Genomic DNA, 13,980 nt, shown 5'->3' with positions numbered 1-13,980 from the left:
AAGGGATCATCACAACATCAGACTTCACCTTCTCTATTCGACACTCGAGTGACGCGAAATACAACCAAGTAGCCACCTTTCGCTTTCGGGTTTAGTGGAAAGTTGCAAGATACAGAGACTATCGGAGCGACGTGAACTACAGGAAGACTCTCTAAAAAAAACCGGTTAGGGGTTCAGGGAAAACCTCAACATCCAAGACATGGGAACGTCTTTATTCAAGAAGACCCCTCAATAGCCACCCTTTGGCAACATCGTAAGCTCAGCTCTCAATCCCCTCAGCCAACAAGGTGTCGAGAGTCGGTACAGGAAGTCCTTTGGCATCCAGAATCGACTGGATGCATGCCAGTCCGCAACGGATGACCTCCCACTCCACCCTCGGTAGCTTCGTTCCGTCGGGCAAGGCAAGGTCCTGAAGCAGAGCATGTTGCGGATATCGATGAGACTCTAAAACGGTTTCGGACATAGTCACATTGCACTCCTGCGTTGTGTTTCAACTTTGCCAAACAGGTTTGGACAGAAAATGAAATGCAATGCGCCAGCACTAAACAGCAACGAGCAGAACAGATGCGCTTCTTACTATTCGATCGGCTCAAATTCATTAATGTCTATTTCCTCCCGCCTTGCTTAGAGACGGGTTCATACGTCCGCAGGAGTCATCCTGCCAAGCTGAAGATAGCAAGCTCACAGATTGGAACCACTTATTTTCAGTTCAGCCGACATTAATACCATTTTACGAATTGACAGAACTTCGCTACGTTTCAAGCGACTCACAATGTTGTTTCCTAAAATGAGCGCATGTAGACGATCATAATGCGATAGCTCCATTACATATGGCTACCCTTGCATGTCAGAGCAGCCATATTCCAACCGACTCTATATGAGTGCTACCACAGTCAATAAACGATCACAGCCAAGCACCACATGCGGATACCGACACAGCTTATTAGACTTGCGGTTAATGAATTCGGTCTGTTTGTTCTGCAACCTTGATAATACGATCATACGTTTTCGGGTTGATGAAAAGGACACGATGGCTGTATTCATCACCTATTTTTTTACGTTCCTCTTCCACCACTGATGCAATAATTTCCATCACAGATTTCAAAGCGGAATCCAATCGGTCAGACTCGGTAACATGAGTAAAACCAAATGCGTTAAGAACTGCAAGAGCATGATAAACACTGTAATTGGCGAATGAATACTCATTCTTATAGCTTCGGCTTCTCTTACGGATATCTTTCCACAAAAGGTAGGAATCAAGAAATGCATCAATATTCAACTGGTCATTGAAGATGTCATCATAATAGGTGCTAAATAAATATCTACGACGGTTTTTAGCATCAGCAGGTTTGTGTATAACACCTGCATAGTATGCCTGAGCAGCCTTTAGAGCATCGATTCTCTGCCCTACAGACACGTCTTTTTTGCCCTTATACTTGTCCTTCCTGGCTTCGTAGTAATAGCCTTTGGCAAGCAAAGCCGCTTCGATTCTCTTTTGTATACGGTCGTTACTGTGCAAATCCCGCGCGGTAACTGTGGACTGCGAATTGGTCGATTCAGTAATTCTTCCCAACAATTCAGCATCATAAGCCTTGATGATTTTCACCAGCACAGAAACATCTTTACGTAGCTTACCTGCCTTATATGCTTCATAAAGCGTATTCGTCGTCTGTCCGCCATTAACAATCTGTAAGTTTTTAACATGAACCAGAGGATTATCACTAACGGGGGTATAACTCATGTCATCGCAAACGATGGTAATGCCGTTATTCATCAAGAAAAACTTATACGAGTCGCTACCGGTGGCAGTTTTCATTATAGCTTTATTGACATCCTTATTCGGCGATAGGTAGCCGCGTACATTCCTTTCAAATAGAGCATTGCCATGTCGATCCATCAAACCAGCCAAACGTTCGCCTGAAATGCGACCAATCAATGTACGACCGGCAGGGTCGTCCACATTCATGTATTCACCCGACAATTGCAAATCATCTTCAATGGTCGACCGTTGAATCGGTGCCAGTAAATCCGAAATCTCTAATAAGTGCTCATACTCACATCGGAGGTAATCCTGGCCATGATTTTCTTCTTTAAGAAAGTCATCAAATTTTTTTCTCTGCTCCACAGTTGGGGGAAAAGTGTTCGAAATGAACACTATGTTGTATTTGGGGTTCTTCAAAGTACGAATATCGGCAATTTTGTTCTTAAGGTCATCGCACATAAAGTCAGACGATTTAGGCACAGATAGTATGAACTGTTTGATTGCATACTGCATCTTATCAATAGCAACACCTTCAAAGGCCCGGTCGAACTTTTTCTCGCTGTTATGATATTTTGATTGCAATAAAGTAACCGTCGCATCATTATCGGAGTCGTTATCAATATACACAGCGTCAATGCCGCAATCATTGCTGCCATCAACTATGCAATCCAGCGCATCATCATCTGCTAAATCGAACTTCGCTTCCAAGTAAGACACTATAAAGGCACGCGAAGGATCGATATCTAGTTCCTGGGATTTACTCTTTACACATGCTTCAATAGTTCTGAAGTCTAAGACCGTTCCCTTATACGGTTCGTTTTTAGACATTTTCATACTCTTCCCCACTTCCGTCAATTAATTGAACATTATTAACTTTACCAAGATGAGACTCAGAGCGCATATAGATATCTAGCTAATGGACCTCTCGACAAAGACATCAAGTTTCGTCTTTGTCGAGAGTATACCGTCAGTCATCTTTAACTCAGTTCCCGGAAACCATTCTCAGCTAGACCAGAACCAGACAACCAAAAAACCGGTACAATATTGGAGGCTTGACACAGATGCCCAGATCGGTTGACAATGGTCGCCAGACCCAATCGCAAAGCATGGTGAACTATCTTGTCAAACGAACTCAAGCAGGTGAACTACTAAACGGCGATCGACTTGCCTTGAAACTTCAACTTGCCCAAAAGTCGGGCATTGCACGAGACACCATTTGGTGCACTACACTGCCCAGGCGCTGCTCCGATTCCTTCGGTCTCACCCGTGCCCAATACAACTCACTACTATTTTCAATGCCTCACCCGTGCGCGGTTAGGCTGAAGATAGGGATGCGCACGCCCTGGTGGAATACTACAGAATCTGGTCCTGTAACTTTGGCGAAGTACCCGAGCATCATACAGAAAATTGATATGGAATCACCGGCCGATACAGAGGACGGAAGCACAGTGGCCTGCCTGCAGCAGCCGAAACCCTTGACTCGACTCTGATTGCGCAGGTCGGTTCTCACAGTGCCCATCTTTGTCTGGACAGCAGGTCCGAGACATCCATGGTTTCCCCGTCTCATCCCAGCGGATATCAAAGGGCAGGCGACTGCCATACATAGGATTCTCTGTTCAAAACCATGCAAGGAGTGACCCTGCCCGATACAAACTCCAACGCCAAGCCGGCCCGCAGCCTCGTCTATAGCAAAAGCCGGTCCAGCCATCCACCCACATCACTGAAAATCCAAGACTTTACCAACACCAACATGGCGTCCGTCCACACTCCGTCAATGAACACCACGAGATATAAGGAACCAATATGAATGAGCACAATACATCCAAAGAAGGAACCGGCAAAGGCTCAGCCCTCAGCGTCGAAGCCCAAGGCATCGCACCATTGCTGAGTCTGAGCGCAAAGGCAAGCCGTCAAGTCTCTTCTGACCCTGGTTCTCCTCCAACATCTCAGTACTAGCCATGTCCTATGGCGCCTGGGCATTGGGATTCAGAATCTCCTTCTGGCAGGCCACATTAACCACCATTGCCGGTGTCGTCATCTCCTTCCTGCTTGCCGGCGTCATCTCCATCGCAGGCAAGCGAGGCAACGTTCCGACCATGGTCCTCACCCGAGCTATTTTCGGCGTGGAAGGTGCAAAAGTACCGGCCGCCATGTCTTGGATAGCCACACTAGGGTGGGAGATATCCCTAACGACCACGGCCGTACTGGCAGCATCTTCGACCATCGAAAAACTCGGCAGGGGGTCAGGCGCAAGCCTCAAAATCATCTTGACCTTGGTAATCATTGGGCTGGTTTTAGTTGCCGGTATTTACGGCTATGACCTGATCATGCGACTTCAGCAGATCATCACCATCATCACCGCAATTGTAATTGGGGGCTTCTTCAACGTCGGCTGGGGCAATATCGACTTCTCCACCATCTCCTCCGCTCGCTCCAGTTTTTTACCAGCCATGCTGGGCTGCTGCTTCTTCGTGATGGCATGCTTTGGCTTGGGATGGGTCAACATCGCTGCGGACTACTCGCGGTACCTGTCACACAGCGCATCCAACACCGGAATCGTTGCCTGGACCACTTTCAGCGCCTCCATCGCCAACATCTTCCTTATTGTCTACGGCCTGCTTCTGGCCGTCTCCGACAAAGCCCTGGCCGACAATGTGGGCAATGATCCCATCGGCGCCATGGCCAGCATATTGCCCAACTGGTATCTGGTTCCATTCACCATCGTTGCAGTGCTGGGGTTGATAGCTGGGGCCATCATGGACAACTACTCTAATGGTCTGGCTCTGCTCTCCTTCGGCATCAAGCTCCCGCGGACACTCGCAGCAGCCATCACCGCCGTGCTGACCGTAATCTGGTTGGTCTATGTAACCTTCTTCTCCTCCACATTCATCGGCCCATTCCAAGGCTTCCTGATTACGCTTGGCGTACCTATGGCCGCCTGGGCAGGCATGTTCGTAGCCGATATTCTGCTTCGCCGAAAAGACTATGACACCACCGACCTCTACCGATCCGAGGGACGATACGGTTCATGGAACATCACCGCTTTTGCCATCTTTGCCATCGCCACCTTACTTGGATGGGAACTGGTGGTGAACTCCTCAACAAGCTGGCTCAACTGGCAGGGATACCTTCTGGGCCCCATCGGAGGCAAGGACGGGACCTGGGCGGCAGCAAACCTGGGTGTCATCATAGCCCTGGCTGTCGGATTCCTCGGAACGTTGCTCTTTCAGAAGGGCGATATCCGTCGTCAGGAGAGCATCGACTGAAACCGTAAGGGGTGCAGAGGGATACGCTCCATACTTCACAACATGAAAGGAAATTATCATGATCAACAATGATGAATGGCTGGTGGTGATTGATCGCCAGGAGGCATTCGCCCACAATGAGTGGTCCCGTTGGGCCTGCTCCGACGGGGCCTACTACCAGACAGACAAGAACTATACCCGTCTCGCCAAGGTATACGGCGACCGCGTCGCTTACACCAGATACATTGCGCCGCAGCCGCCAAAAGGTGTATGGGTGGAATACATGAACGAATGGCCGGAATTCCAGGTCCCCCCCGACGATCCCATGTATGACCTCACGCCAGAGACCGCCGAGCTCGCCAAGGGGCATCTAATTGCCTCGCTCAGCAGTTTCGGCAAGCGGGGGCCGGAATTGCAGGCGGCAATAAAGGGATCCCAGAAGATAGCCCTGTGCGGTGTCGTCCACCGATGCCTGTGTGTTGCAGACCGCCTTGGCTGCTGCAGACCAAGGTATCGCCGTTTGATTGGCAGCAGATGCCTGCGCCGGATCCACGCCAGAAAACCACGAGCTGGCAATCGATACGATGGCCCTGTTCACACCCCTCATCACCATCACCGACACCGATTCGCTGTTGAGAGATCTTCAAACAGACTAACCTTTGACATTCTTGATATGTATGTAGGTTGGGTTCTTTCCTCACAAGCAGGAAAGAACCCAACGGCACGAATCTCAACACGTCGCAGCCGTCTGCTCCATATACACAAGTTAAGACCCTATAAGTTACCGCACTTAAACTCACGAGTAGCAGAAACCGAATTTAGCTGTAGCCTAACTCAAAATATCTTCTACTCTAGGGTTAGAAACTGGTGCAAAAAAAAACAAAGGTTGTGGATCGCAATCGCGTCTGTTGACGTCCTCGACAATGCAATCCGAATCTACCACTTTTCCAAGGTCTAAACAGACGGGTCGCTACTCAATCGGCTTTGACAGCAACTACCATATAACAGTTCAAATATAAACCCAGCTCAGCTCGGACCTATCCCACGCATATAAAGATTCGCAGTTGCCTTTCATTGATTACCGTCCTGCATTTTAAACACAAGTACCAGTAGACAGCACGGTGATAAAATTGTAAGAGCAAGTTTGGCTAGAAGTGACCCCACACGCCGTCAGTGTAGAGAGTGCTACAACCAGCTAAAGGAGATCAAATGGTTGATCATGCCTATCTGGATTCAGACAGGACTCAGTATATAAGTGTTCTGCAAGCCTTGGTTGAGGATCACAATATACGATACTTTTGCCCAAATCCGCGCTGTGATGCCTATCTCTACATATGCCAAACAGATGGCAATAGAAATGGGTACTTTGCAGCAAATCGAAAACTGCACCGGCATATTGAATACTGCCCTTACAGTTCAGGCGATGCTACGATTGCTGAGCAGTATGTTGAATCTGAGTTCGACTATAAAAAAGCTATATTAAAAATAGAAACAAGAGTTCCTTATCGTCCATCAAGGCAAACGGAAGATAGACGCATTGGTATACAAGCAACCAGCAACATATCGTGCAGACAGCCAACAACTGTGCGAGAGCTTTATACACTTTGCAAGCAACACCTTCCTAATGAGGAATTCAACAATTCCAAGTTTGGTGAAATACTATTTGACGAGCGCAGCGAAGACATGCATTCAAATGGCCCAAGCGGACAGATGCTTGTGGAAGCTGTCAAAAAACCATGGTTTTTTGAGAATGAAGGGCACAAGATATTCTTGAAAACTGCAACAACACATCCATATAAGTTGAATATTAGAGTACCTGACTACAGAATCTATAGCCAATTCAAAGACACGATTTTTCACAATCAAGATAGCAAGATAGTACTTGCCGGTACATGGACATTAGGCAGCGATGGGACATATTCTTCATTGAAGATAAATAGGAAAAGCCAGTACTTGTTCCTTCACCATCAAAAATCTACCCAAGAATGCGTTCGCAGTCAGACAGCAGGTTTCAGATAAAGCGACATAATATTCAATTAGTCTAAAACAGCAATTACCTTATGCACAATATTTTGGAATCTTTTTGAAATGGACGGGGATGGTTCGATTTATCTTTTACATTGATTTTAACTGTCTGTCGTTTTCTCTTACATTCTTCTAAGCAGTCGGAATAGACGTATTTTTCTGAAATACGTCATCTAATACTGTAAAACTCGCAAATTTGCCTCAAGATTCTCATCATGGTAATCAGCACGCCCCAACTTTACTAGGGTATAAAACCAGTTAAACAATGACGACAAACCACATGAAACTACTGTGGAACAAGATTCGTCTTCAATGGATCGGCCCGCGCATCCGAAATATCAAAAAACTTTGCCTTCCTGCATCGTAAAGGCGACTTGTTTAGAGTCATTAATCAGGCTCATGCCGTTGCCGTATGTTTTGGTGATTACTTCAAATGCTGTTCATTTGAACTTTGCCCACCTTGTTTGCATACTGTCTTATTCCACAACTCTAAGTCATCTAAAGATGTGGAATACGCGATAGAAAAGATCTTCGACCAGTAAAGTTGGTGAGATCGGATCACAGCTTTTCTAGCCCATACCTGGGTTGGTATCAAATATTTCTGGATCCTGCTGGTCTCCCGCAATGATCCCAGCCTCTCCTTTACCCACCTTAATCACCTAAACGTGTACTACATGCCGCATGCAAGCCTGGCATAGTGAAGAAACGGTTGTATGGCAGCTGCTTGATACGCTTCTACACACTAATTGATTTATTCTTTACTCTTTTGAATGGCAAAAGGCACAGGCACATTACTTGTATGGAATACACCGAACAAGAATAAAATAAAAGCCTTCAGGCCGTATATGTACCACTCAAAATGCCGAGGAGTAGGACTATTACCAGTTTTACTGCTTAACTACCAAAGGCAAAACCACATTATCCGTAGTCCAGAGCACCAGACTCAATAATCTATTCCCTCTTTATACCTTCTAGCTTGCTCATCTTCATTTAATCCCATTGAGTGATATTCTCTTGCTTGTTTTGTTAGCAGCGCAGCCACATTTGGCCATTGAACATTAATTCTGTTAGCACATTTTTGGAGTTCATCTTCAAGCTCGTACTCTTGTTTCCCGCCTTCTTCTAAACCACGAAAAAATGCCTCTCTTTTATTGAACAATTCAGTACTGAAACCTTTATCTAAAAATGTGGACTGAAAGTCTTCTATTACATTACATACTGATTTACATGGCCATGTTCCGTCATCATCAGCAGGAGCGTGAGCCAGTACTTTCCCGATATAGTAGTTTCCTTGTTTAATTAGGTTACGCGAGCCCAATATCTTTTGTGCTTCTTGAATCCAGGCTCTGAGTTGTTCCTCGACGATTTCATTTGACTCATTGACCGCTCCTGGAATCGTTCTCCAAGTATTTAGCAGAAGCCAAGCATTTTCCGACTGTTCTTTCGGAACATTCGGCTGTTTTCCAACATTAGCAGTTTCTGGGTAGACGAGAGAGATTATGTCAGCAAAATAGCGCGGGTTATCAGCGAGTTTCCGGTGTAAAAATAAGCACACACGTCCATCATTAATTGCTCGCAAATAGGCCCATTCAAGTTTTTCAAGGCGAGTACGTTCTACACTCTCACTATCTTGGAGGAGTTTTATCAGCACTTCTATTTCAAAACTAGATAATGTCTCACTTTCATGATCATGGCATATCAGCAACTTTTCCATAAGATCAGCCGCTAAGCCCGGATCGACTTTAACAGCACCAGCATCACGATACAATGCAAGCAATTTGAGAGCGCCCACGATTCGTCCATGACTTGCCAGCTGTTTTGCTGCTTCGTTGGCCAGCATGAAATCGAATCCTAAGTGATTAATTGGAAACTCTAGCCAATATATCATCTCCACTTCTTTATCATAACTATCAAGAGATGTCCATACTTCCTCGAATTCATTAGAGAGCAAGAGCAAGCGAGCTTTCACCGTGTTGGACAAACTATCACTATGCATTATCTCCAGTAGATTGCTTAATTTACCATTAGTTAGCCTATACAAAGCTGAACTCGCAAAATAACATACTTTGGAAAACTCGCTTTCTAAGAGTCTTGCAATCGTGTGGTCTTGTATCTGTAGGCCGAGGCAAGCAAACGCGTCTCCAACGATCCAAGGGCATTCAACTCTTTTGGCAAGTCGCAATACGCTCTCCAGACCACCTTCCTCAAAGACCTCACTAATTGCTTCATTTCTGGCTTTTCCTAGAAGCTGCTTTCTATCAATCGACTGGTTATTATTGTCCAAGACGTAAACCAAACAGTCGTATGTAAATAGCGGGGCTACTTGAACAACAGGATCGACTGGTTCTAACTCTTTCATGACCGATTTGAAATATTTGATATCTTCGAGAGATAAAGACGATGACACATTTGCTGAAGACTGATATTTTCCGATAAGTTTATAAAACTCCAACCATATCGCATCACGTGTATCGGTTGGTTTCAACTTAGCTAGACTAAGCCTATTCAAAACAGTATTTTTGCTCTTTTGAGACAAATAAGGCAACTTAGAGATAATCTTGATCCAGATTGATGGATCACTTTCAGCAAGGTCAATAGCACAGCCAAGATATACGTTAATATCATCAACGATTTGATTATTGGTCGGCTTACTTGGTGAAGCAGATTGTCTAAATTCAAACGGCATAATTGTTGAAGTGCTTTCTCCTGCCGTAGGAATGAGAGCAATAACTAGTGATTTACCAACCTCAGGTAGCTTTCTGCAGACTTTTTGAACGAACGAATGCCTTTCATCTGATAACGCAGCTGTTTGAGGATACCCTACACGCAGAATAGTAGCGAGAGAGTTTAACGGCCGATTAGCGAGTTTCCCGCCTGGATCGCGATCAGCAAGTAATGCAAGTAACCACATAGCTCTCCCAAAATAATCGGGAATCATTGCCAGACGTTCCAAAGCCCAAAGCACTTGTATATGCGGGCTGGTAGGTGCCAACCAATTAGATGATTCGTGGAATAATTTATCCATGAATACACCGCTTGGACTTATTGCTCTTTGCAATTCATCCAGAAACTCTTCAGGTGCCGCCTCAGCAAGTTCCGACAAAACATCATTTATCGAAATCCATATGCCCCCGGTGCAATCGTCATTTGCGAAACGCAGTATATCTGAAACAACATTGGCCGCCCAATCCGAAAAAGACAGAGAAGGAAAATCGCTTACAGTCGCACTCGAGGAACCTAGCAAGGAAAGTGTAGTACTAATTCCCTTTCTAAGATCGTCAGATTCTTTCCTCTCCTTTCCATAAATTTTTGCCGCCCATCGCTGATCTTCTGGAAGTGCAAGGGCGGGATTTACTTCTTCCAGTACAGAACAAACTACCTCTCGAAAGGCATCCAAATCGGATCTTGTTATCGCTTGCAAAAAGCGTTCAGCACTCTCAACGGGTGAAATAACTGCACGCACACTTCCAAACATTGAAAAAACTGGATTAGCACTATTAGCGTCTTTAAGTAGCGCAGCAGTTAACTCTTCATCGCTGGGGTCTATCACAAAACGGGCAACAACGTCTGCATCCCCTTTCAGTGCACCGTCCCACCGCCCAAGCATCCATGCTCTTCTAACTAGTTGATTTACATGAGGAGAATTTGAATTCGGTAAGAGCTCATCTGGAAGAGGTATTAAAGCAATTTTATTACGCAGCAATGGTAAGCTTTTATGTGCCGCACGCGCATACTCCGCTTGTTTTTCATCCGGTATACTTTTTGTTTTGAAATAGTTTACGGCTTTTTCATACGAGATGTCAGGCAAATTTATTGTTGGTGCGACTTGCTGCACTTTATTTACACCAATAACTATATGGTGTCCGGTAAGTAGTTGAGCTTCTCTTACTAGAGCAGCATCTGACAAAAGCACAATTAGATGTTCTGACACTTGTCTTAAATACTCTAGTGCGCTTGCCTCACTAACGACCACCGCTTTAGACAGCATTCCTTGCTCATCAGAAAGCAAAGTCGCCGCCACGAATGCAAGACAATCTTCAATCGTGACAGACCGTATTATTATTTGACTCGGCTTGCTTTCATTTAGTTTCTTCGTAAGAAGACTTCTTTCATTAGATCGATTACACAAGACAAGCTCAGAAGTAAGTAGATTATCACACGGTTTTCGGTAGTCATTCCACCAAGTTTCCAGACTGGATAACCCATGAACCGATTTCCCGCACATTTCTGAAAACCACAAATATACCGTTGGAGTTTCCTCAAGCGCTGTTAATATGTCATCGGCGGTATATACACGGACTTCTTTCCATCTTCCCTCTTTGTTTTTCTCGCGAGCCCAAGCCTGTGCACCCGCCCATCTCCCCAAGGTAACAAAGACGAAGGTGGTTTCGGATTGGTTTATGCCTAATGGGTTTTTTGTACGCTTGTTATAGTCAGAATTGGCTTTAGCTTTGATACCACGAGATGTGCCAAATTCCCATACACTGTACCCTGATGGAACAAATGCGTTTCCTTGCCCAGCACGCACTTGACCATCGTATCCACCTAGGTCCGTATCTTCCTCTCCGGGCATTTTAATAAAAGTGATTGTTTGATTCGACTGCAAGATAATTCTTCTTATCAGGATAGGCAATGTCGAACGAGCTGTAGTTGTTCTTCCAAATGAATAAACATCTTTGAGCTGAGCTAAATACGGCAGTCTCCCCATAATTCCCTTCCTGACCTTATGAAACGACTACACCTACGTTACTTCCATACCCCATAAGATTTAATACGTGCTTTTCAACGCTGTTTATACGTTAAATCAACCCTTATATGAGCATACGAATTTGCCTATGTCATACTGGGGCTTGCTGTCGTCCGCTGCTCTTATTTGAGCCGCAGTTTATAGCTACCTTTCTGACAAGCTTGAGGTATACCTCAAAGGATCAAAAGCTCTCTTTTTAGCCTTTACTATAGGGGCAGCCCATTTCGCGCACATGGCAGTTCCTTCGCCATCGTCGTAGCGATCGGATTCCTGCTCGTCGCAGTGGGCATGAATGGAAGAGGGCCCATAACTTCGAAAGTTGCGAATAGTTTGATTCCGCCTAATCAGCGCTCTACCGTTCTTAATATTGCGAGCTCGTTGGGAAGCTTGATTGGCATGGTCTGCAACCCGATCATAGGTTGGAGCGCGGATCGAAATGTCGCAATCACTACCCTTGGGATCGCCGGGATTTTAGTTCTGACTGCCCTCATGCGGTTGCCGATTGCGAACAAATACAAATATATGAAGAATACCTAATGGCTGTACGCATATCGAGCAGTAGCACCAACATGGGAAACCTGATATATAAATGCCGCAAAGATGCAGCATGTCGTTTCCAAGAAGACAAGATTTAATTAAGCAATCCCCGTAGCACTTGAACCTAACCTCGTGGAGCATAAAATGCAGTACTGAGCCGAAGCACGGATTCTACTAGACCTAAATTGGCCATTTTGAAATCAAAGATGAACAAGTCACGGATGGCATAATATTATCTATTACGGAATTTGAATTCCACACGATGAAATCCTTGAAGGTTTAAACCATTCTGCTGACTGAGCCATCAGTAGACGAAGGATGTATGCCACATGTTAAGTAAAGCAGCGACAACATTCGTAGCCCTCAAAGACGTTTTGAGACACAAACCATTGGTTACATTATCTCTTGGTGCTTTCTTTACCAGTCTTGTCGGTGGAATCGTTAATCTCTTACTGACCATTCATGTATACGATATTTCGGGATCGTCTCCGTTGGCGGTCAGCGCCCTTTTTTAGTTACCTTTATGCCAAATTTAATTGTAGCTCCACTGTTTTCTGGCATAGCTGACAAATATAATCGCAGAATCGTTTTAGCAGTGGGCGGAACGCTACGAGCTCTTTGTTGTTTGTTGCTCGCATTCAACCATAACATTGCTCTTTCATTTATTCTTGCTTTTGTTATAACAAGCATAGCTGCGGTTATGAAGCCGGCGCGATATGCAAAAGCTGCTGAATTAGTTTCAGATTCAAAACTGTCAGTTCTCAATTCTGTTTTATCGTTCATGATCAATGCTGCAGGTATCGCCTCTGGCGCCCTCGCCGGTTTGCTCACCAATTTCAACGGTGTCGCTGCATTTGCGGTTGCTGCTTTTGGTAGCTTAATTGCGGCCTCACTTGACGGTTGCTATTCACATGAGGAGCATAATTCGAAGCGAACTGTCGATTCACACAATGGTTTTCGGGAAAGTCATAGTATTTCCTTCTGGGTTAAGTTAAAAAGGATAATTTCTTCAACCAACATTCGATTAAAAAATGTTTTTGGACTTATCAAAAAGGAACGACTTCTTGCTGCCCTGTCCATTGTTGTTCTCGCACTTTGGTCCGGCCTCGGACTACAAGAAACTTTACTCGTCGTTTTCACCCGTACGGTGTTACATGCTCCAAACTCAGTTTACGGGTATTTGAACACGATTGGATCCATTGGGGCACTTATTGGAGCAGCACTAGCTGCACCTTTTTCCTCAAATACCCGATCAGCAATAAAAAGTTTGTCGATGTCCCTCATCGCTTCTGGAATAGCCTTCTGCGCGTTTGCATTGAGCGGTCAATCTCTGATTTTCGCTTTCTGCAGTTTTTTTGTATTTTCTTTATTCTATACAATTGCCAATGTAATTGAAGAATTACTTGAGCAGGTTCTCTCCCCCAATGAATATAGAGCTTCTGTGATGTCCACTATAGGCGCGGTAGGTACGGTCGGATATCTAATCGGAGGATCTCTAACCGGCTGGTTATCAGACTTGGTCGGTCCTACGAATACCGCAATTCTCGCGGCAGTTAGTCTAATAGGCGCGGGAATCTTTGCGGGATTGACCATGCTTCGATATTAAGTAGAAAAGATTTAGTTCAATTTTGTCCAACAAGAAAAAGTAATTATCTGATAATCAT

At 45.1% G+C, this 13,980-nt stretch carries 6 protein-coding genes; 4 read left to right on the top strand and 2 right to left on the bottom strand.

Features of this window, described 5'->3' with window-relative positions; all coding sequences use genetic code 11:
* Nucleotides 1-955 precede the first annotated feature (955 nt).
* A complete protein-coding gene (locus AACP62_RS03275; protein ID WP_339346277.1) occupies nt 956-2,590 on the bottom strand; it encodes an AIPR family protein in 1,635 nt (544 codons plus the stop codon).
* A 1,130-nt stretch (nt 2,591-3,720) separates the two neighbouring features.
* Here AACP62_RS03275 and AACP62_RS03270 point away from each other — a divergent pair.
* The 3 genes from AACP62_RS03270 (at nt 3,721) to AACP62_RS03260 (ending at nt 7,026) form a co-directional block, all read left to right on the top strand.
* Nucleotides 3,721-5,028 carry a purine-cytosine permease family protein gene (locus tag AACP62_RS03270; RefSeq protein ID WP_339346275.1) on the top strand — a complete coding sequence of 436 codons (1,308 nt, stop codon included), beginning with the start codon at nt 3,721-3,723 and terminating at the stop codon, nt 5,026-5,028.
* 58 nt (nt 5,029-5,086) lie between these two features.
* Entirely contained in the window at nt 5,087-5,965 is an 879-nt protein-coding gene (locus tag AACP62_RS03265) for a cysteine hydrolase family protein (protein ID WP_339346273.1), read from the top strand.
* Nucleotides 5,966-6,216: 251 nt separating this feature from the next.
* The gene (locus AACP62_RS03260) at nt 6,217-7,026 is read left to right on the top strand and encodes a hypothetical protein (protein WP_339346271.1); all 810 of its coding nucleotides are present in this window, start codon (nt 6,217-6,219) and stop codon (nt 7,024-7,026) included.
* Nucleotides 7,027-7,975: 949 nt separating this feature from the next.
* Here the strand turns inward: AACP62_RS03260 and AACP62_RS03255 are convergent.
* Entirely contained in the window at nt 7,976-11,740 is a 3,765-nt protein-coding gene (locus tag AACP62_RS03255) for a hypothetical protein (protein ID WP_154312458.1), read from the bottom strand.
* Nucleotides 11,741-12,839: 1,099 nt separating this feature from the next.
* Between AACP62_RS03255 and AACP62_RS03250 the strand changes: the two genes are divergently transcribed.
* A complete protein-coding gene (locus tag AACP62_RS03250; protein ID WP_339346267.1) occupies nt 12,840-13,922 on the top strand; it encodes an MFS transporter in 1,083 nt (360 codons plus the stop codon).
* The last annotated feature ends 58 nt before the right edge of the window (nt 13,923-13,980 follow it).

This window comes from Bifidobacterium apis (assembly GCF_036986835.1).
Lineage (GTDB): Bacteria > Actinomycetota > Actinomycetes > Actinomycetales > Bifidobacteriaceae > Bombiscardovia > Bombiscardovia apis_A.
This window is presented reverse-complemented; position numbering and strand designations above follow the sequence as displayed.